The sequence below is a fragment of the Streptomyces sp. NBC_00210 genome (assembly GCF_045160975.1).
In the GTDB taxonomy this organism is placed as follows: Bacteria; Actinomycetota; Actinomycetes; order Streptomycetales; family Streptomycetaceae; genus Streptomyces.
In genome coordinates this window covers 484688-505235 of the sequence record NZ_CP108120.1, presented here as the reverse complement: position 1 = coordinate 505235, position 20548 = coordinate 484688, and the positions used below count along the sequence as shown (strand labels likewise).

Here is a 20548-nt window from a genome sequence, read left to right as displayed (position 1 = left end):
CTCGACCTGCTTCCACCAACGGCTGCACGCATCGCCGTTCACCAGTCGAGACGACCTCCGAGAGCCAATCGCCTGTCGCAGATGGGCACTTGCGTGATCGGAACCTTTCCATCCGGGACCATTGTCTGACATCTTGCGTCCACCACTTCCCACACTCGGCCCGGTCGGCGCCACCAGCGCCGCCGGGCTCTCGGAGGATGCATTGCTTACCCTCATATCCGGCCGTCTGAGACGCTCGGTCGTGGCCACCGCTGCACTCGGTGCGGCCGTGGCGTTGGTAACTCCCGTCGGGGCCGCCCAGGCAGCGACGACCGCGTCGGGGACTCCCGCGGAGTCCGCGGCGTCCGCGTCGCCCACGGCCTCGTGGGCCGCCGGTACCCGGGCCTACCTGGTCATCACCGCACCGGGCGACACGTCGGCCGTACAGACCGCCGTCACGGCAAACGGCGGCACGGTGTTCGCGCACTACGACGCGATCGGCGTGATCGTGGCCCACTCGGCGTCCACGACGTTCGCCGGCACCCTGCGCGGCGTCAGCGGGGTCCAGCAGGTCGGCGCCACCCGGACCTCGAATGTTCCGGCCGACGCGTACAACCCCGCAATTCCCGCCACCCCCGGGCAGGCCACGACCACCCTCACCGAGTCCAACCGCTGGGACATGACCCAGATCAATGCCGACAAGGCATGGGCCGTGACCACCGGCTCCTCCGCGGTCAAGGTCGGTGTCCTCGACACCGGCGTCGACGACCTGCATCAGGACATCGCACCCAACTTCGATGCGGCCGACTCCGTCTCCTGCGCCTACGGCAAGGCGGACACGAGGACCGGCGCATGGCGTCCCGTCGGCGACCACGGCACCCATGTGGCGGGCACGATCGCGGCAGCCAAGAACGGCAAGGGCGTCATCGGTGTGGCCCCGGGCGTCAAGATCTCCTCCGTCCGGATCGCCGAGCCGAACACCAGCATGTTCTTCGCCGAGAACACCGTCTGCGGCTTCATGTGGGCCGGCGACCACGGCTTCAAGGTCACCAACAACAGCTACTACACAGACCCGTGGATGTTCAACTGCCCGGACAACGTGGACCAGGCAGCGATCATCGAGGGCGTCAGGCGTGCCCAGGAGTACGCGGAGAGCAAGGGCTCGCTGCAGGTCGCGGCCGCGGGCAACTCCAACTACGACCTGGCGAACAAGCGGACCGACACATCGAGCCCGAACGACTCGACCCCCGTCACCCGCACCATCACCAACGCCTGCATCGACATCCCCACCGAGCTGCCGGGCGTGGTGACCGTCGCAGCCATGGGCAACGGCAACGTCAAGGCCTCGTACTCCAACCTCGGCCGGAACATCATCGACATTGCGGCACCGGGCGGCGACGGCGCGTCCGGGGTCTACTCGACCCTGCCGGGCGGCAAGTACGGCACCATGAACGGCACGTCGATGGCTTCCCCGCACGTCGCCGGTGTGGCCGCGCTGCTGGCGAGCACCAACCCCGGCTCCACGCCTGCGGACCTCCGGGCCAAGCTGGCCGCCCAGGCCACCGACACGGCCTGCCCCTCCGACAGCCGCTGCACGGGCACGACCGCCAACAACAGTTTCTTCGGCGAGGGCCAGGTCGACGCGCTGAAGGCCGTCGGCGGCACGCCGCCGGGCGCGTACTTCGAGAACACCGTGGACGTGGCCATCGCCGACAACGCCACGGTGGAGTCCCCGCTCACCGTGACCGGGGTCAGCGGCAATGCCCCGGCCACGCTCAAGGTCGGCGTGGACATCAAGCACACCTACCGCGGCGACCTCGTGCTCTCTCTCGTGGCCCCCGACGGCACGGTCTACACGCTCGAGGACTTTCCGAACAACGACGGCACGGACAACGTCGCCAAGACGTACACCGTGAACGCCTCATCGGAAGTGGCCGCGGGCACGTGGAAGCTGCGCGTCCGTGACCTCGCCTCCCAGGACACCGGCAAGATCGACGCCTGGAACCTGACCTTCTAGCGCGCCACCGGGTCCTGGTGGGAGCTGTACGCAGCCCTCACCAGGACCTGGCCGGTGTCGCCCATCGCCCAGCTTTGGAGCGCAGCGTTCCGTCGTGACGACGTCACAGTTCCGCCGCTGCAAGGACATCAGGACTTCACCTGCGCAGCATCCCGCCGTGGCCCGCGAGGCGGCGCTGCGGCGTACCTTCCCGGCATGCCCTCTCTCCTTCAAAACCGGCTGGCGAAGTGGGTCTTGAACCCAGCCGTCGCCATGATCGAACGGCGCATCGAGCAGCACGTGACGCGTGCCACGCAGGCATTGCAGACCGATCTCGACGCTCTCCACCGGAAGGTGGCCGCCCTGCAGAACCCGCAGTACGGACTCGGCCTGCTCGTGGACGGGACGGGCCGAAGCGGCCACCGGACGCCCACCGCAGCCCAGATCGACACCCTCGCGCGTCAGATCCAGGGCGTTGCGGACGGCAGTGAACACGCTCTTCGCAATGTGACCGTCGCCTATCGCACGGTGATCGCCCTGGAGTCACTCGGCGTGGGCAGGCTGGCCGGGTCCACCTCCAATGTGTGCGGAAAGCTCGCCACGGTGCCGCTGCTCTCCCCGCCGAACGGCAACGTCCTCGAAATCGGGACTCTCTACGGAATGTTCGCCGCGGGACTGCTGCGGATGCTGCACAGGTCCGGGACCGAACCGCATCTGACGATCGTCGATCCGCTGGCGGGCGCGCAGCTGCAGCCCGGAGCCGCCCCGCAGGGAGCGGATCCCACCGGCACGCCGGTGCGCGAGGACGTCGTACGGGCCAACCTGGCACTCGGCGGCGTCGGTTCGGTGATCGATGCGCGAATCCAGCAGGGCTTCTCGGGTGATCCGGAGGTGCGGGCCGCCGTTTCCGACCGGGAGTACGGGGTGATCGTGGTGGACGGCGATCACTCCATGGACGGGGTGCGGTCCGATCTGGAGTGGGTCGAGCAGATCGTCGCCCCGGGCGGGATCGTGGTGCTCGACGACTACGGAGACAAGGCCTGGCCCGGGGTGCAGGACGCCTTGGACAAGCATCTGGCGAGCGGGACTTCGCGGCTGAGCTTGCTCGGCCGGGTGTCCACCTCGGCGTATCTGCGCGCAAGCTGATCGTTCTCGCGCTACCGGGACGTTCCTCATTCTCGCCTCGACCGGCGATGGCACCCCGCTACCGGCACGGCAGGCAGTGTCGTGGAAAAGTGGTGGCGTGACGACGAAGACAGACACGCGTGAGGACCGGCTGCTGTACGGGTGCATGGGACTGGGCGGGAGCTGGGACACCCAGTCCTACCGTGCGGCGGACATCGATGATGCCGAGGCCGCGATCAAAGCCGCGCTGGACATCGGCATCACCGCGTTCGACCATGCCGACATCTACCGTCACGGGAAGGCGGAAGCGGTTTTCGGTGAAGTCCTGGCTCGCACGCCGGGGCTGCGCGAACGCATCACCGTGCAGACCAAGTGCGGTATCCGCCTCGCGGACGGCGACCGGCCCGGCGTCTACGACCTGCGCGGGCACAGCATCATCCAGCGCGTTGAGGAAAGTCTCGCTCGCCTGCGCACCGACGTCATCGACGTACTGCTCCTGCACCGGCCCGACCCGCTGGCCGGTGCGGAGGAGATTGCCCAGGCGCTCACCTCGCTGCACCGGCAGGGCCTGGTACGGCGCTTTGGCGTGTCGAACATGAGCGCCGCGCAGATCGCCCACCTCCAGGCCGCCCTCGATGTCCCCCTGGTCGCCAACCAGCTGGAGATGAGTCTGCAGCGCCGGGACTGGCTCGAAGCCGGAGTCCTCGTCAACACTCCCGAAGCGGCCACGAACAGTTTCCCACTGGGGACGATCGAGCACTGCAGGGCCAACGGCATCCAGCTGCAGGCGTGGGGGTCGCTCGCTCAGGGACGCTTCACGGGTCGTCAGGAGACGGCGGCCGAGCACGCGACCGCGCAGCTCGTCACTGCTCTGGCCACGAAGAAGGGCACGACAGCGGAAACCATTGTGCTGTGGTGGCTCCAGCGTCACCCGGCCCAGATCGCGCCGGTCATCGGCAGCGCCCGACCCGAGCGCATCCTCGCCTGCGGCGACGCCGCCCGGCGGGAACCCGGCCTCACTCACGACGAGTGGTACGAGCTGTGGCTGACAGCCCGCGGCACCGCTCTGCCATAGGCCCTGCCTGGCTGTCGGCTACTCGTTGACGAGGTTGGTGAGGTGGTTGGCGATGGTGTCCAGTACTTGGATGGCGCCTGCCTTGTCGCCGAGTACCAAGTAGTTGAGGGTGAGGCCGTCGGTCATGGCGGCCAGGTAGCGGGCCAGGACGGGGGCGGGGACGAGGAGTTCGTACCCTCTGGTGCGGCCGAGTTCCTCGAGGAGTTCGGTGTAGATGTGGGTGTACTGCTCGTACTGGTGTCGAGCCAGATGCTCAAATCCCGGCTGGCGCAGGGCGTACTGGGTGAGTTCGTAGGTGAGCATGTGCTCGCCGGGGTTGGCTGCCACATGGTCGAAGTAGGCGTGGATGCCCGCAAGGAAGGTTTCCCGCAGGGTGGCTTTGGGCTGGATGGCCTCCCTGACGCTGGCGATGTAGTGGTCGGTGATGGAAGTGATCACGGACTCGAGCAGGGCCTGCTTGGAGTCGAAGCAGTAGTGGAAAACGCTCAGGGAGACGCCTGCTTCGGCGGCGATGGACCGTGTTGTGGTCTTGGCGACGCCGTCGCGGGTCATGGCCCGGATGGCTGCTTCGATCAGCTGCCGGCGCCGTTCGGCCGACGGCTTGCGTGACATGTGCCTTCCCTTTCCCGGCCTGATACCTCCCCGGGGGCGGACGTGCTTCCGAGGCTGCGGCATGCTCGCTTCGGCGGCGGATGCCGGTGGCAGCGGCCCCGGACACGTGCGTGCCCGGGGCCGTGAAGCGGGTCGAGCCGATTGTTTCAGCTGCTGTGGACGTTCAGCTGCTGTAGACGCCGACTTCGTGGAGTGAGTAGCCCCAGCCGGTGCCGCGTTTGATCCCGTGGATACGTACGTACCGGGCCGAGACGCCGGCGAATTCGGCGGTGTCGAGGCCGCCGTTGCCGGCGGTGGTGGACCACACCGGCCGCCAGTTGGTGCCGTCGGTGGAGATTTCGATGCGGTACTCGGCTGCGTAGGCGCGTTCCCAGTCGAGGGTGACCCGATTGATCAGCCTCGGGCTTCCGAGGTCGACTCGGAGCCACTGGTCGTCGCTCCAGTCACTGGCCCAGCGGGTGCCCTTGTCGCCGTCCACGGCCCTGTCGGGGGCGTAACTCGTGAACAGGTTCCACTCCGACGAACTGGCCGTGGCGGGCACGTTCGCGGCGAGGTTGACCCCCGGCTTGTGGGTCTGGGTCGCCTTCCAGGTGTCCAGGTAGGACTCGGCCCCCTTGAACAGGTCGTCGACCACGCCCTGGCCGCCGACGAGGCGGACCTCCTCGACCCAGTCCGGAAACATGCCGTAGTGCGCGGTGCCGTCGACGTTGATGTCCCAGGTGCGGTCGCCGGTGACCTGCCGGTCGATGACGGAGCCGCCGTCGGTGCTGCGGAAGGGGTACTTCACCGGGTTCGGCGCGTTCGTACCGCGGCCCAGCGAATGCTCGCCGAGGCCGTTCATGTCGCTGCCGAAGCCGAGACCGACCTTGTACTTGTCGCGCAGCGCGTCGGCGAGCCTCGACTCGTTGGTGAAGCCCTCGGCGCCGCTCATGTACTGGGCGACGAAGCCGCCGAGACGGTAGACCCGCTCGATCCAGCCCAGGTCCATCCAGCTGTGCGAGGAGATCACGCCGGGGTATGCCTGAGACTCGAGGATGTCGAAGGCCTGGCCGGTGGCCTTGACGCTCATGTGGTCGATCTCCAGCATCATGCTGCGCTTCATCATGCCCCGTACTGCGTACTCGCCCAGCTCGGTGAGACCTCGGGTGTTGCACTGCGCGTCGGCGGCGTATGCCGGGACTGCGACGCCGGCGGGGAGCTTCTCCTCCTCGCGCGCCGATGCGTTGCCGATGGGGTTGTCATGCTGGGGGCCGGTGCACTTCTCGGTCTTCCAGAACGTGCCGGTCGACAGGAACTGGCCGACGTTGATCGCGGTGCCGAGGGTGCCGGAGTCGAAGCGGACGCCGCACAGCGCGTTGTCGAACTTGTGGCACAGGAACATGCTGCGCACACCGAGTTTGTGCAGCTCGTCCAGACCGCGGTCGATGTCGTCCTTGCCGCACTGCGCGATGTCCAGTATCTGCTTGCATCCGAACGGCTCGGAGGTTTCTACGCCCAGGACGACGGCCAGCTTGCCCTGTTCGACGACCTGGCGGGCCTGGGCGGCGTCGGTGACGATCCTGAACCAGCCCTTGCCCGGGCCGCCGTACATTCTGTCGACATAGTCCTGCAGTTCGTACGTCTTCTTCGCCTGCAGGCGGATGGATGTCATTTCGTCGCATCCGCGGTCCTTGAAGGGGGAGACCGAGCAGATCACACCGTTGGTGACGAGGTCGTTGACCAGGATGCGCTGGCCGCCTCGCCAGGCCCGCTCGACCCAGGCGTAGTAGTTCTGCTGGTGGGTCAGGGAGTCAGGGGCCGGCCAGTCCTTGAACGTCGGCCATCCGTTGGGGTCGTGCTTGCCGTCGCCGCCCTTGGTGATGAGGTCGAACAGAGCGAGCGAGCCGTCCGGGTAGTGCTCGGGACAGTCCTTGAGGGCGTCTGCGACTCCCTGCTCGGAGAACGGCTTGCCGCACACGAGCCGGCCGCCGAAGGCCTCGTTGGACATCAGGTGATCGTGCGCGTCGACGAAGCCCCGCACCTCGCCGTGGGCGTCGGTCCCGGTGAACGGCTCGCCGGTGACGTTGATCTGGGAGTCGGGAACGGGCCGGGCCCCGGGGGACCACCAGTTGACATCGGCCTCGGCGGAGGAACCGGTCCCCGCGCCGAAGAGCATCGTGGCCAGGGCGAGGAAGGTCGACAGGGTCGCGATCAGTCTGGGCCTGCGGTGCGTGTGTGGGGTCACGGTACGGCCTTCCATCAGGGGATGGTGTGGGGGTAACGCGCTGAGGCCGTCACCTGGGCCACAGCCGCCGGACTGTCCGGCCGTTGGCCGCGGCGCGACGGTTGGCGCGTGGAGGAGGGACACCGGCCGGTCGCAGCACCCGCCGGCTCACGGGCGTATTCGGCCGACGCAGCATGCCGAAGAGAATCCCTAGGGTCTGAACTGGAGTCAATAGTCCGGGACGGATGACCTACTCGCTGGTTCAGAGGATTTCAACTCTCGGACCAGAAAGCCCGGTTGGACCCTTTGCATCCTGCCGCTCCCTTCGGCACGAGCGGGCGGTGTGCCTGGCGACCTGCCGATCACGACGCCCTCGGCCGCACCGCCCGTATCTCCTGCCGGCTACGGCCCGCGGACGGCCCCCCTCCCTTCGCGCCGTCGCGGCCGGGCCACCATCGCGGCGGCGGTCGTGGCAGTGGTGCTGGCCGGCGGAGGGATGACGTACGCCCTGGTGGGATCGGGGGGTTCGAGCGGCGACGCGTCGCGGAACCACGCAGGATTCGCGGGCAGCACTCCGCAGGACCAGGCCGGCAGCGCCGGCGGAACACTCGACTCGACGACCCCGGGAGCGTCGCCGTCCCTGTCCGCGTCCGCCGCGCCCCCCTCCGCGTCCTCCTCTCGCGCGTCCGGGAACCCTGCGAAGCCGTCCGGCCGCGAGAGCACGAGCACTGGCCGCCCGACGGCATCGGGCTCCAGCGCCGGTGGGCCCCCGTCGTCGCCTGCGAGCCCGACCGCGACATCCAGTTCCGTGTCAACGAGCTGCGGCGGATGGAGCCACCAGGACCCGCATCCTGGTACCTACGGCAACATGACCGGGAGCTACCACCTCAAGACCGGGCCGTACGCGGCATGCTCGAACGTGGCGCAGGCCCAGTCGGGGGCAAAGCTCTGGTACCACTGCTACGTGGTCAACGCGTACGGTCACGCGTGGACATACGTGCGGATCGCCGGCACCAAGACATCCGGCTGGATGTCCAACGACAACCTCGCCAATCAGAACGGCCCCGCTTTTCGTTGCTGAGTGCCGCCGAGGTTGCAGTGGTAGTGGAATCTCAGTGGAGCAGGTTCGCTGAGACTGCGTGCAGAGCGGCTACCTGTCCAGGATCTCGCTGCGGCACTCGCCCGCATTCGGGAGGTCACGCTCGTGCTTGTCGACCAACACCTCGGCCTCCGACCGGTCCGGCCGCGGTGGACTTGCGGCCGGCGCCTTCGGCATGATCGAGAGCTGAGGCTCGGTGCGATGTGCGGGCACCGGTGCCCCGAAGACCACCGGTACGCCAGGGGAGTAGAGCCGCTGCACGGCGGCTCCTGCGGGGCGGGGAGGCCGGCGGCTCGTATCAGGTCCTCTTCGAGGTGGCGGACGCGGGCGGTGTGCAGAGGCCAGGTGGGGTGCGCGTTCGGCAGGTGGAGTGTGCGTCCGTACCAGTCGACGTGCAGCCCCCAGCGCGCGGTGAGAAACGTCTCCAGCTCGCCCGGTTGTTCCAGTTCAGAGCCGATCTCGACAGATATACGGTAGGACGTGGGGCGTTGCGGGGGAAGCCTGCGCCCGGTGTAGGTGAGGTGGCGGCCGCCGTTCCGGGTGATGCTCATGGACGACCAGAGGTAGGGCAGCCGGAATCCGGCCCGACCGCCGAGGACCGGCAGCAGGCGGGCCGCGTCGAGGCTCAGGAAGACGACTCCCCGCCGCCCCAGTTCGTCCACGCTGTACAGCCGTACGTTCGTCTCCGGAAAGGTGCCCAGATAGGGGAGCGCCGGGCGGCGGCCGATCGCGACCCGCTCCATGCGAAAGGGCACGAGACCCACGTACGTCGTGCCGTCGAGTACGTCGGGACGCGTGCCGCGTGGCAACAGCGGTGCGACAGTGGCCGGGTCGGCAGGCCAGTGCAGGAACGTCACATCAGTCCACCACTGCGACAGAACCGGGCGACGGATCCTATGAGGCGCCGTCGCGGCCAGGGGGCGAGGGACGGCGTCGCGTTCACGTCGGTCCATCAGGTCGACTCCGATGCGGCTGCGGGGAGAGGGGCGGCAGGCCGGGCCCAATGTATCCCGCAGCAAATCGGCGCTTTCGGTGCACCCCCGGACTGGGCCGCCGCGTACTCCGGCCAGATCCCACTTGGCGGCGAGTCGGACCCGGGCCCAGTCTCTGGGCGCGCAGCGAGTCCAGTTGCCGCCGACATGGATGAGGAACACGCCGTCCTCGCCGCGGCCGGTCTCAGGCTGTTGGGAGTGCCCGCATGGCGGTTACCACGACGACGCCCGGAACCAGCAGTGCGGCTTCGCCCAGCGTGTAGACCAGCCACGGTGACATGGCAGTCCAGTTCTCGTGAGGAATGCCGACCGCGATCCCGCTGGCCACCGCCAGTAGTCCGCTGAGCGCGAGAGCTGTCCAGGCGCTCACCGAGACGCGGTCGTTGAGTAGGGCCTCGTCTCGCCAGTAGTCGGGTGCCATAGGGGGCGGCGGCGCGTTGTCCGGTAGTGGTTTCCACCAGTGGAGAAAGACCGCCACCATGAGCGCGGCTCCGCTCACCCACATCGCCGCGTCCGCCCACGCCGAAGCCTGCCGCCGGAGAACGGAGTTGTTGAAAGCGACGGACGATACGGTCAGCATCAAGATGGAGAACTGCGCCGCGAACTGGACGAGCCCACGAAAGAAGGGGACTTCGCCGTGCTTGTTGCGTTCGTACGCGGGCAGCAGCCACGCGAGCGCCACGATCACTACTACGGCATCAGCCGCGAGAATCGCCCCGGAGAACAACTGCTCCGTCGTGGCGCGCAGACACACCAGTTCGCCTGTCGCCAGAGCGTACAGGTAGGAGGCGGCGGCCAGTCCGAAGAAGCAGGGGAGCAACAGCCTCAGACCTCGCGAGGCATGGCCATCGCCGCCTGACGGGTTCTTCTCGCCGATCACGACGATGATGCCGGCGAAAACGAAGCCGGCGAAGATACCGCAGAACGAGCTCATCGCGCCCGCGGACGCGATCGGGCTCCAGTCACCGGGGCCGCTGTCGCAGACGTCCGGATGGAATGGGGGCGGCGCTATTAACTGCCTCATAGCCGCCGATGCTGACACCGGAACAGAGCGGGTGTTTCGGATCGACGCAATGGGGCCGCACGAGACGAGGCACAGGGCGCATTCAGCATGCGCGTGTGCAGCCCTTCGCGCTCCTCATCGCAGGCGCTGCTGCTGGGTGCTCCCCGACTCGTGCCGGCCGGCAGCGGCAAAGAGTGCGGTCCAGCACAGTGGCTCCACCGACGTCAGTCTTCGCCTCGCACACTCCTGCTCCGGTGGCGGGTTCCGGACCAACCGCGCCAGGGTGCGGACGTTGAGCACCCGCGCCTGGGCGCTGCCGCCTGAAACGCCGTCCGGCGGCTCTGCGGCGACATCCACCAGCCCCTGACCGTCACTCCTGGCAGCGTCGCTGGTCCTCCGCAGTCGTAGGATTGGCGCAGAGGTGCCGAGACGAGGCGCGCAGCCATGAGAGCAGTGGGCAGGCACACCGTCAGGGAAGGCCGCTTCTGGCATCGCCGGGCTGAGCTGTTCTACGACGACGCCGGTGAGGGCCCGCTCGCCGTGTACGCACACGGCGGGTTCGTGAGCCAGGCCACCGAGGACCGGATGGGCTTGTTCGACTGGGCGCCGGTCCTGGACGCGGGGCATCGCCTGGTCCGTTACGACGCCCGGGCGCACGGGCGATCCACCGGCGAGCCCGTGGACACCGACTACACGTATCCCTCGCTTGCCGACGATCTGCTGGCCCTGCTCGATCACCTGGATGCCGCCGAGCCCGTCGCCGCCATGGGCGCGTCGATGGGATGCGGCAGCGTGCTGCACGCCGCTGTCCGGGCGCCCGACCGGTTCTCCCGACTGGTCCTGCTCATCCCACCCACAGCATGGACGACGCGGGAGGCGCATGCGCGAGCCAACCGGGAATCCGCCGACACCATCGAACGAGAGGGAGTGGATGCTTGGCTCGCCGCCAAAGGGACACAGCCTCGCCCCGCAGTCGTAGCCGACGTTCCCGAGTTCCCACCAACGCCCGCCGAGCAGGTGATGCCGTCGGTCCTGCGTGGCCTGGCGCTGTCCGACCTGCCGTCCCGCACGGCAATCGCCGGGCTGCGCCGGCCGGGCTTGATCCTGGCCTGGGCGGATGACCCGGGCCACCCCCTGTCGACCGCGGAAACTCTGGCCCAATTGCTGCCGCACGCCGACCTGCATGTGTCCCGGACGCGCGCCGGCATCCGTACATGGGGAGAACGCATCGCGGAGTACCTGGCCCAGCCACGTTCCTGATCGGGAGATCGGCACCCTTGCGCGACGGGGCGGCGATCGCCCGGCGCTGCGCTCGCGGCGCCGGCCACGGTCCGCCCTGAGGCGGAAGTCCAGGCCATGGAAGAAGACGGATCACGCTGACGCGAAGCGGCTCTTCTCGCGCTTGAAGCGTGCGGCATCTGTCGGCAGCACACCGACGTGGCGCCCGGCACGCCGATCTGCAGGCCCCCGTCCTGCAGATCGGCAATCAGTTGAGACCAGCGGTCAGCCGTTCTTCCGGAGAACCATCGCGGAGCCACCACCGCGGCGTGCCGCTTCCGCAACGGCCTGGATGTCGCCGTCGTCGAGGAATTCCAGGGCCGCGACCGCTCCGATCTCCGGTGCCGGGGTGAATGTCTGGCTGGCGAGTACGAACTTGTGGCCGAGCTTTTCCAGTTCGGCCCTCGCGGGGGAGTCGAGGAAGGCAGGCTCGACCTCGGTGTTCGCGCGGTTGCGTTGCGAGAGGCGCGGTGCGGCGACCGCTTCCGGCAGGGTCATGCCCAGGTCCACGCGGTTGACGAGGGTCTGGAGGACGGTGGTGATGATCGTGGCACCGCCCGGTGAGCCGACCGCAAGCAGGGGCTTGCCGTGCTGCAGAACGATGGTGGGCGACATGCTGCTGCGCGGGCGCTTGCCGGGTCCGGGAAGGTTCGGGCCGTCCACCTCCGCGGAGTAGGGGGTGAAATCGAAGTCCGTCAACTCGTTGTTGAGCAGGAAACCACGGCCGGGCACGGTGATGGCGGAGCCGCCGGTCTGCTCGATGGTCAGGGTGTACGAGACCACATTGCCCCAGCGGTCGGCGGTCACCAGATGAGTGGTGGAGGGCCCTTCGTAGGGTTCGGCGCGTCCGGTTCCCTTGGTGCAGTGGGAACCGGGGCTGCGCGGGTCGGCGGGGGCCAGGGGACTGGTCAGCGCCGAGTCCGGACTGATCAGGCAGGCCCGGTCCTTGGCGAACTCCTTGGAGAGCAGCTCCTGTGTGGGCACTTTGGAGAAGGCCGGGTCTCCCACCCACCGGTTGCGGTCGGCGAAGGCGATACGACTGGCCTCAAGGTAGCGGTGAAGTGCCTGGGTACGGTCACTCGGCGTCGCCGCGGACAGGTCGAAGTTCTCCAGGATGTTCAGAGCCTCGCCGACGGTGGTTCCGCCGGAGGAGACGGGCGCCATGGAGTAGACGTCCAGGCCCCGGTAGGGGGTGTGCGTGGGCGCGCGCCGTACGGTCCGATAGGCGGCGATGTCGCTGGTCTCCATGAGCCCGGGGCGAACGCGCGTGTCCGAGTCCGGTGCCACGGGAGGGTGTTGGACCGTATCGGCTATCTCGCGGGCCATGTTGCGGCCGTAGAAACCGGCGAGACCCTTCTCGGCGAGCAGGCGATAGGTGCTCGCGAGGCCGGGGTTGCGGAAGCGTGAGCCCACGACAGGGAGTTCGCCGCCCGGAAGGAACAGGTCGGACGTGGAGGTGAAGTCCCGGAAGCGGTCCTCGTTCATGGCCGTCTGCGCCCGGAACTCCTTGTTCACGACGAAGCCCTCGTCGGCGAGCCGGGTGGCGGGGGCCAGTGTCCGTCTGAGGGGCATCGTGCCCCAGTCCTCCAGCGCGTTCTGCCAGGTGGCGGGTGTTCCTGGTACGCCTACGGAGAGACCGGAGTTGACGGCTTCCTTGAAGGGGACAGGACCGCCCGTGGCCGGGTCGATGAACGAGTCCGACCGCATACGGGCCGGTGCGGTCTCCCGCCCGTCGATGGTGTGGACCTTGCCGGTCTTGGCGTCGTAGTACACGAAGAACCCACCGCCGCCGACGCCTGCCGAGTAGGGCTCGACGACACCGAGTGCGGCAGCGGTCGCCACTGCGGCGTCAACGGCGTTGCCGCCCTTCCGCAGAATCTCGAGGCCTGCCCGGGAGGCGTACGGGTTCACACTGGCGACTGCTCCACCGCTGCCGGTCGCGACCGGCTCCTTCGCCGGGGGCCGTTGCGCGGGTGCGGCCTCCACAGGTGTCAGGGACAGGGCGAGCGGAACGCTCAGGGCCGCCAGGAGAGCAGCACAGGCACGACGACGTATAGGCATGGAGCCTCCGGATCAAGGGTTGCCGGCTCGGGGGTGGCGGAATGGAGACGACCCTGACAGTGGAGGGCTGCTCCCGACAACGCCTGCCTGGAAGATTTGCGCTAGATCTGAGGTTGCCGCCCCCTGCAGGCCGTCTGTGCGCGAGGGATCCTGCACCGACCCAAGCGCTACAGCCGACGCCTGCGCCGCGCGTCCCACCTCCCCTATCTCACCATTTCTGGTCGCGATCAAAGACGAGCAATCCAGGACAGAAAGTTGTCATAAATGGATCCATTTACATCAACCGATAGTCGAAGTAATGTCCGAATGGGATATCTCTGGATTGACGATGAGCGATGCCCTGGGCTTGTGTACTATCAGCACCATAAATGCCGTTAATTTCACCAGGATTGTCCGGGGGGACGGGTGGCTGAGTTCCACATCGACAAACAGAGCGCCCAGAACATCTATCAGGGAGAGACCCTGCATATCGGGCCCGAGACCACTTCCACTGCTTTGGCGCAACTCGGCGCTCTGCTCGCCCGGATCGACGAGCAGAGTGCCCCCGCGGACGATTGGGCCGAATTGCGTGCCGAAGTCGAACGGGCTCGCGACTCGCTGCCCGAACGGGAAGCCGCAGTCGGTGCGCTGGCGCGGGCCCGTGACATCGCCACACGCCTGCCTGTCGGTTCCATCGCCACCACCATCGCCATGATCATCAGCTCCCTTGCCGGGTGATGTCACATGGGAGGCTCCAAGAACCAGAAGGCCAAGGGCACCCACAATGTGGACCGACAAGTGGCCGAAACGATCTACAACGCCGACACGATATACCTCGCTTCGCCGGAACCCTCCGCGCAGGAGCGCGCGGAGGATCTTTTCCGGCGCGGAGAGAGGTCCCTGAGGGATGTTTTCTACGAATCGGCGGTCGCGCACCTGACCCAGTGTGTCGATCTCGGCGCCCTCGGCCCTTCCGCCACCGCCGACGCACGTTTCTTCCATGCGCTCGCCATACTCGGGGGGAAGCGTCCGAGTATGTGCAGCGGTTCTCAAATCACCGCGGCGCTGAAGGCGCTGGGTCCATCGCCGCATACCGCTCATGCCCGCTTCCTCTTGGCACTCGTGGAAGAGGATCGCACCAACGCCTGGATGGACTCCCCTCGGATTCCCGGCAACCTGCGCCTGATGGCACAGCAGGTCGACCGTTCACATGCCGAGCTGATCTGCCGACATGTCCCCGCACGCGAAAGCCGTGTCTGGCGAGCCTTGAACGAACACGTGGAAGGTACTGTCTGATGTCTTCGAATCTTGCCGGAAATCAGGCGACCGAGCGTAAGCGGAGAATCGAAAAGTATTTCCAACCCACCCCGAAGGACAGCCTGCAGCAGATCGCCGTGGCGCTGCTCGCCGGCGGTGGGCTCGCGGTTCTGCTCGGCCTGATCCTGCTCAGCAGCCAGGGCTTCCTGGCCGTCCTGCTGTTCATAGGTGGCGGTTACGCCCTCGTCCAGGGCGCCATCCGGAAGGCGCGCTACAAGGCCGAGTACGCGAAAGCCGAACCCAAGCCCTCCGACCGGGAGATGGACCGGACACTGGCCCTCGACCTGCAGCAGATCGAGGTCCGCGCCATGCACCGCCTCGGCATCACCGCGGATCATCTGGAGACCGGCGCGGCGTCCTGGGATCCGGTCGTTGCCCTGCTCGCCGACAAGATGGTTGAACGTCCCAAGAAGCGTCCGCTGGTGCTGTACGGGCCGAAGCTGAGCGACTTCGGGATCGGCGAGGACGGAGTGTGGCGGTTCAAGCAGTACGAGGTCCTCGTCATCTGCCCGACGGTCCACCATCTCGCCATCTATCACTGCACCCTGGATTTCCTCAGCGGCGGGCTGTCCATGGAGGACACCGAGGAGTACCAGTACAACCATGTGGTGGCGGTGTCGACCCGGACCACGCCGGCTCCGGACGATCTGTCTCTGGAGCGGTTGAACACTCGTGACCCCGAGGACGACGAGGTCCGCTTCGCCAAAGTCCTGCGCCGTCGGCTGGAAGTGAGCGTGTCCAACGGGCAGTCCATGGGTGTCACGGTCGGCATCACGGACGAGCAGGACTCCTCGAAGCAAGCGGTTCTGCAGTCGAGCGGTATCGATGAGGTCATCGGATCTGTCCGGCGCGTACTGCGGGACCATTCCCGGCCGTAGCGGTGCCGGGTGGAAGCGCGAGCTGTCCGTGGTCACAGTGGAACTGTGACCACGGACGCTGCTTGTGGCGGCGGGAGTCCTCGTGGCCGCTCGCAGCGGTCACCTCGCGGTGATCGTGCCATCGACCGCCCCGCCGGCGTCGCTCCGGGAGCAACGGCACCGTCCATCATTCGCCATGTACATCGGTCACCGGCCCACCCGTGGTGCTCGGCGCAGGACTACTCGTGGGCGAGGTGCTGACACTGCCGGTAGGACTTGCGGAAGGAGTCGCCGTCGGCGAGGCCGAGTGGCTGGGGCGGCCAGGGGAGGGGCGGGGCGTCGGCCTGGCTTTCACGGGTGGACCGGTGGGGGCTGAGGGAGTTTGGGAGGCCGGTGATTCCCGGTGAGTGGCCGTCGGGCGAGGGCGCCCAGTCGCACCACTGTTCCGGTCCCGGACGCTTCCTCTGGCTGGGTGCGTGGCCGGACGTTCCGGTGGACGTGAGGCTCTGGGTGATTCGCTGACGGGGACATGGGGCTCGTCGGGGGATGCCTGTTCCGGGCTCGGCGCTGCTCGTGGGGAGCCAACGGAGTGCTGAGGCAGCAGCGATGCAGCGGCCAGGCCGCCGAGCATGGCGAAGGTGGCCGCGGCAAGAGTCCGACCGCCGTACTTCTTCAGTCGCGGCGGACAGGGTCGCCGGGCTGCGGGCGCATCGGCTGAGGCAACGGGGGACCAGGCAGGGGCCGGGGGCTCGAAGGAGCCGGCTCCCTCGCTGAAGAGGACCTCAAGCACCGCCGTGTCGACTGCCGGTGCACCGCCGCTCCGATCGCTCGGCGGTGGCATGTCGGAGTCGTAAGCCCCGCACTCTGGGCACGTCACGGCGCCGTTGAGGGCGCGGCGGCAGGGGAAGCAATAGTCCATGGTTCGACCGCTCAGTGGGTGATTCGCTGGAAGGAGCCGTCGGCCGGCCAGGCTGGGCAGCAGACAGCGGCCGGAAGGCGCCGCTCGGTGTCTTTCGGAAGGATCCTTGGCATGTGCGAACCTCACTCACTCACCGGCTGCAGGTGGGGCACCGGTTACCGAGGTCAACGGGCCGGAGCGAGTCAGCGTTCAACCAGCGGCTGAAACGTGGGGCACGCAACTCCCTTTGATATTATGGCTGGTCACGTCATCGCTACGCTTCGGCGTCAGAGCCGACAGTCACGGCTCGTCCGAGTCGACTGCGTTCACCTCCTGGCGTTGAACATCCGCTGGAGTCATTCGCCGTCGTGATTGCCTCCGTAACCAGCGACTGCACGCTGCTCATTTTGTCCGCGTCCGCGTCGGCGCTCGGCGGGCTGCCGCAGGCGTCAACTCCCCGAGGAATCAACGAGATGTGGGCCACATCCCGGAGGTCAGGTTGAGACAAGGCCGCACGGGCTGCGTATCGCCTCACAACGACCCAGCGAAGCCCGACCCGTCCCGCCCGGCGCTCCGTCACAGACCCACCCCGGCGGCCACCATCCAACGTTTTGGTGCGTATCCGCCCATGAAAGACATCGCTGGCCTGTCCGCGACAAGACATTCCACGGACGTTGGTTGAGGAGGACTGCCGGTGGGATTCAACGACACCGAACCTCGGCGAGCTCACGGTCCAGGTCCTGATCTCGCGCAAGAGATACAGGACTCCTTCCAGGCGGTGCTGGACGCCTTGGACGCCGCACGCGCCGACCTCTACGCGGTCGACGAGCAGCAGGGCCGGCCCGAGTCCCCGCCGCCGTCCTGGCAACAACCCGGCGAACCACGCAGGGATCCAGGCGTCACTCGTCCGCCCCCGCCTCTCCCCTTGCCCCCGCCTCCACCCCGACGGACACAGCCGGTGGCGCCCGGGCCAGAGTGCCTGGATCCGGATCCTCCGCACACCGTCGAGCCGTATGTGGTGGAGCCGCCGCGGACCGATGGCGTACGGCAGGTCGACGCTCCGGAGGATGTCGTGGTGGAGCCGCTGTGGTTGCGCGCCACGCATCTGGAGCCTGTTCCTCCCCCGTCATTGGGAAAGCTGCCGCCGGCGGGAAAGCCGCCGATGGCGAGTGGCGCAGGCCCGACGTACGCCGCACCGCCGCTGACCTACCCTCCCCCGCAGGAGGGCGCGCGCAGCCGGACCGGTCCGCGCCCGTACATCAACCGGCCGGCCACCCCCGGGCGCCCGGCCCCGCCCTCGGACCAACTCCTCGCCCCGCCTTCGGACCAACTCCTCGCCCCGTCCTCGGAGTCGCCACCGCCACCCGCACCGCCACCCGTCCGCGCGCACGCGAGGAACAGAAGCCGAGGATGGCGGCGCTTCGCCGACCGCCGGGACACTCGTGTCGCCGGAGTCTTCGGACTGGGCGCCGTGAGCGGACTGATCCTCGCCGCTTCGCTGCTGGGCATCGACAACCCCGGACCGGCGGTCCCGTCCGCGCCCTCCGAGCAACCGGACCGGCCGCCCGTGCCCGACAACCCCGCTCCCGGGCTCCCCGAGATCCCGGGCACGGGCGTGCTGCGCCAGGGCGACAGCGGCCATGGGGTATACGAGCTGCAGGTCCGGCTGCTCCAGGTCCCGAACATGTACGACGGCGGCGCGATCGATGGTCGCTACGACAAGGAGGTCCGAGCGGCCGTGGCCAGATTCCAGCAGTGGTACGGCATCCGCGGTGACGAGACGGGCGTCTACGGCGACAACACACGCCTCGCTCTCATGTTGCGAACCAAGTAGTAGGAATCGGTGAGGCTGGCCTGGCCCGCGCGGCCGGGCTCGCCAAGCACTCCTCGAACGCAGCCCCGAGTTCACAGCACGATGGAACGAACACCCGGTCAGTCCTGCCCGTCTGCTGCCGCCGCGGATTCCGCTGCGGCGGCGGCCGATTCGGCGGCATCCACGAGTCGCTTCATTTCGCTGACCTCTGCGGGGCTGGTGGCCGCGGGGCGGTCGGTGGTTTCGTTGCCTTCCCGGTCACCGCCCTGCCCGCAGCCGGTGAGGGCGGTGAGGAACAGGAGGGTGGCCGCTGCGGCAATGGCGGTGCGTCGGCACGGCATCAGTTCTCGCTCCCGTTGTTGTTCGCCTTGCACCAGGTCTTGACCGCGGTCAGGTCCTTCTGGCGCTTCTCGAGAGTGGGAACGAGGGAGCGGCGGAAGGTGAGCTTGTCGTTGAGGTAGGTCTCGATCTCGGTGTGGCCGGCTGTCCTTGCGTTTTCGACCCGCTTCTCCAGCCGGGCGATTGAGCCGCGCTGCGTCGCGTCCCCGCCGAGACGGTCCAGGGCTTGCTCAAGACGCTTCTCGATTTTCGGTATCCGCTTGCACAGCACCTGCGCTCCGTCCCCCGTGGGCGTTGCGGTCGGCGCCGGTGTCCCGCCGCCGGCCGAGGCCGTGCCTGCTGCAGCGAGCAGTGCGCTGACGGCGGTGAGAGCCAGGGCTGCGGTCTTGGCGGTCCTCATGACGGTGTCTCCTCCGTTGGCGGGCGCGAGGCCCAGATGCCTGCGCCTGCCGAGAAGTTAGGAGCCGTCTTTGTGGAAACCTTGTGGGCGCTCGGCGGTGCCGATCAGCCAGTCCCGCTCGGCCGGCAAGGGGACCCGGGTGCTGGGCGAGGATCTCCAGGTTCGGGGCTGTCCCGGCCTGCGTTTTCCCCTTGGGCGTTCACCAGTGCCAGGTGAGGCAGCCGCCCTCTTCGACGGCCGCCCAGCGGGCAGCGGCCGCGTCCAGAGCAGCGCCGGTGCGGGCCAGATCGGCGTCGTCGAGCGGCCCGCGGCCGATGCCGCGGCCTTCGGCGGGCAGACCACTCCAGACCCGATAGGCCCAGTTCACTGCCAGCTCAGCAGCCATCACTGCATCACCCTTGCGGCGCAGAACTTTGAGACCCGAGCGACGGTGCCTGCCTGGCGAGACCAGTTCGAAACCCTGGAAGGTCGCGCCCTGTGCGACAGCGCCCCAGAAGCCGTCGGTCAGGCCGAGTGCCTGCTCGACAGCGGCATGGACCAGATCGTGCGGCACGGTCGGGCCGGTCGGCTGCGCGTGCAGCCGGACGTCGGGTCCGCGGCGGTCACGGACCAGGATCTCGTGCTGGTTGTCCGGCAGCTTCCGGAAGAGAATTTCCATCGCGTCCGACGGTAGGCCGCCACCTCGGCGCCACCAACTGGATTTCCGCTGCTCGGGACTGTCAGTGGGGGCCTGTTCAATGTGGTGCATGGAGATGGATACGCACAGGCGCGGCTTTTTTTGGGATGTGCAGGCGGGGCGGGTCCCACCACCCCCAGCAGCGGTGGTTCTCGGCTGGGAGCTGGTCGGGGTGGATCCGGAGCAGGGGACTATCGAGGTGGCGTTTCTGGCGGGTGATCAGTTCGTGAACCCCGCCGGTGTCATCCAGGGAGGGTTCTTGGCCGCGATGCTCGATGACACGTTGGGTCCGGCGCTGGTTGCGACGTTGCCGGAAGGCCAGTTCGCGCCGACTCTCGATCTTCATGTTCAGTTCCTCCGCCCCGCTCGTCCGGGACGGCTTCTGGGGCGCGGACGGGTCGTGCAGCGTGGCAAAGAGGTGTGTTTTCTGGCCGGTGAGCTCATCGGTTCCGACGGCAGGCCCGTGGCTGTGGCGACCGCAACCGCACGAATACAGAGTGTTCGCCGGCGGTCGTAGGCGGTCAGCTACCGTCGCGGCTCTCCGTACATGCGATGTACGAACAGGTTGGCCCTCGCCCTCGGTTCGGCGGAGCTGAGGGCGAGGGCGGCCGGTCCTTTGCCCGCGTTCGTGCTATTCGATGATGGTGTGGAAGAAGGTGACGGCGGCGGTGAAGGTGGCGCCGCCGATGAGGGTGGCGTCGGCGAGGTTGCCGCCTTTGGCAGCGGTGAGGCCGCCGGCGGCGAGGGCGGTGAGGATGCCGAGGAGGAGGATGACGGCGGCACGCTGGCCCAGGAGGGGAGCGTTCACGGCAGCTCCTTTTGCTGACAGGGCGACGCGGCTGAGGG

19 protein-coding genes and 1 pseudogene are annotated in these 20548 nt (G+C 68.0%); 10 read left to right on the top strand and 10 right to left on the bottom strand.

Going from position 1 to position 20548, the window contains the following annotated elements; all coding sequences use genetic code 11:
* The first annotated feature begins 241 nt into the window (after positions 1–241).
* The 3 genes from OG729_RS02525 (at position 242) to OG729_RS02515 (ending at position 4175) form a co-directional block, all read left to right on the top strand.
* The gene (locus OG729_RS02525; protein ID WP_405803986.1) at positions 242–1996 is read left to right on the top strand and encodes a S8 family peptidase; all 1755 of its coding nucleotides are present in this window, start codon (positions 242–244) and stop codon (positions 1994–1996) included.
* A gap of 195 nt (positions 1997–2191) precedes the next feature.
* Positions 2192–3121, top strand: a complete 930-nt coding sequence (locus OG729_RS02520; RefSeq protein ID WP_405803985.1) for a class I SAM-dependent methyltransferase — start codon at positions 2192–2194, stop codon at positions 3119–3121.
* 97 nt (positions 3122–3218) lie between these two features.
* Entirely contained in the window at positions 3219–4175 is a 957-nt protein-coding gene (locus tag OG729_RS02515; protein ID WP_405803983.1) for an aldo/keto reductase family oxidoreductase, read from the top strand.
* Positions 4176–4193: 18 nt separating this feature from the next.
* Here the strand turns inward: OG729_RS02515 and OG729_RS02510 are convergent, their stop codons facing one another.
* Complete coding sequence (locus OG729_RS02510; protein WP_405803981.1) at positions 4194–4787, bottom strand: TetR/AcrR family transcriptional regulator; 594 nt, start codon at positions 4785–4787, stop codon at positions 4194–4196.
* A 163-nt stretch (positions 4788–4950) separates the two neighbouring features.
* Positions 4951–6942, bottom strand: a complete 1992-nt coding sequence (locus tag OG729_RS02505) for a discoidin domain-containing protein (protein WP_405811015.1) — start codon at positions 6940–6942, stop codon at positions 4951–4953.
* Between the two features lie 916 nt (positions 6943–7858).
* On the opposite strand from OG729_RS02505, the gene OG729_RS02500 reads away from it, so the two are divergent.
* Positions 7859–8071, top strand: a complete 213-nt coding sequence (locus OG729_RS02500) for a hypothetical protein (RefSeq protein WP_405803980.1) — start codon at positions 7859–7861, stop codon at positions 8069–8071.
* Between the two features lie 69 nt (positions 8072–8140).
* On the opposite strand, the gene OG729_RS02495 is transcribed toward OG729_RS02500, so the two are convergent.
* The 3 genes and pseudogenes from OG729_RS02495 to OG729_RS02485 form a co-directional block, all read right to left on the bottom strand.
* Entirely contained in the window at positions 8141–8350 is a 210-nt protein-coding gene (locus tag OG729_RS02495) for a hypothetical protein (protein ID WP_405811461.1), read from the bottom strand.
* A 59-nt stretch (positions 8351–8409) separates the two neighbouring features.
* Positions 8410–9042, bottom strand: a pseudogene (locus tag OG729_RS02490) (YqjF family protein); the annotation flags it as partial.
* Positions 9043–9265: 223 nt separating this feature from the next.
* Positions 9266–10105, bottom strand: a complete 840-nt coding sequence (locus OG729_RS02485; protein ID WP_405803979.1) for a hypothetical protein — start codon at positions 10103–10105, stop codon at positions 9266–9268.
* Between the two features lie 423 nt (positions 10106–10528).
* On the opposite strand from OG729_RS02485, the gene OG729_RS02480 reads away from it, so the two are divergent.
* Entirely contained in the window at positions 10529–11344 is an 816-nt protein-coding gene (locus OG729_RS02480) for an alpha/beta fold hydrolase (RefSeq protein ID WP_405803978.1), read from the top strand.
* A 243-nt stretch (positions 11345–11587) separates the two neighbouring features.
* Here OG729_RS02480 and ggt read toward each other — a convergent pair whose 3' ends face one another.
* Positions 11588–13423: a gamma-glutamyltransferase gene (gene ggt, locus OG729_RS02475; RefSeq protein WP_405803976.1), complete on the bottom strand. Its 1836-nt coding sequence runs from the start codon at positions 13421–13423 to the stop codon at positions 11588–11590.
* A 405-nt stretch (positions 13424–13828) separates the two neighbouring features.
* On the opposite strand from ggt, the gene OG729_RS02470 reads away from it, so the two are divergent.
* From OG729_RS02470 to OG729_RS02455, 4 genes are all read left to right on the top strand, one after another.
* Entirely contained in the window at positions 13829–14140 is a 312-nt protein-coding gene (locus OG729_RS02470; RefSeq protein ID WP_360864581.1) for a hypothetical protein, read from the top strand.
* A 6-nt stretch (positions 14141–14146) separates the two neighbouring features.
* Positions 14147–14698 (top strand): hypothetical protein, encoded by a 552-nt coding sequence (locus OG729_RS02465; protein WP_405803974.1) that lies wholly within the window; start codon positions 14147–14149, stop codon positions 14696–14698.
* Positions 14698–15597 (top strand): hypothetical protein, encoded by a 900-nt coding sequence (locus tag OG729_RS02460; RefSeq protein ID WP_405803972.1) that lies wholly within the window; start codon positions 14698–14700, stop codon positions 15595–15597. Before OG729_RS02465 ends, OG729_RS02460 begins: the two co-directional genes overlap by 1 nt.
* 1835 nt (positions 15598–17432) lie before the next feature.
* Entirely contained in the window at positions 17433–18308 is an 876-nt protein-coding gene (locus OG729_RS02455) for a peptidoglycan-binding protein (RefSeq protein WP_405803971.1), read from the top strand.
* Between the two features lie 98 nt (positions 18309–18406).
* Here the strand turns inward: OG729_RS02455 and OG729_RS02450 are convergent, their stop codons facing one another.
* From OG729_RS02450 to OG729_RS02440, 3 genes are all read right to left on the bottom strand, one after another.
* Positions 18407–18628: a hypothetical protein gene (locus OG729_RS02450; protein ID WP_360864569.1), complete on the bottom strand. Its 222-nt coding sequence runs from the start codon at positions 18626–18628 to the stop codon at positions 18407–18409.
* Positions 18628–19026, bottom strand: a complete 399-nt coding sequence (locus tag OG729_RS02445; protein WP_405803969.1) for a hypothetical protein — start codon at positions 19024–19026, stop codon at positions 18628–18630. The genes OG729_RS02450 and OG729_RS02445 overlap by 1 nt, the downstream gene beginning before the upstream one ends.
* A 199-nt stretch (positions 19027–19225) precedes the next feature.
* Entirely contained in the window at positions 19226–19684 is a 459-nt protein-coding gene (locus OG729_RS02440; RefSeq protein WP_405803968.1) for a hypothetical protein, read from the bottom strand.
* Positions 19685–19772: 88 nt separating this feature from the next.
* Between OG729_RS02440 and OG729_RS02435 the strand changes: the two genes are divergently transcribed.
* Complete coding sequence (locus tag OG729_RS02435; protein WP_405803966.1) at positions 19773–20219, top strand: PaaI family thioesterase; 447 nt, start codon at positions 19773–19775, stop codon at positions 20217–20219.
* Positions 20220–20333: 114 nt separating this feature from the next.
* On the opposite strand, the gene OG729_RS02430 is transcribed toward OG729_RS02435, so the two are convergent.
* Entirely contained in the window at positions 20334–20510 is a 177-nt protein-coding gene (locus OG729_RS02430; protein ID WP_360864558.1) for a hypothetical protein, read from the bottom strand.
* Positions 20511–20548: the final 38 nt, after the last annotated feature.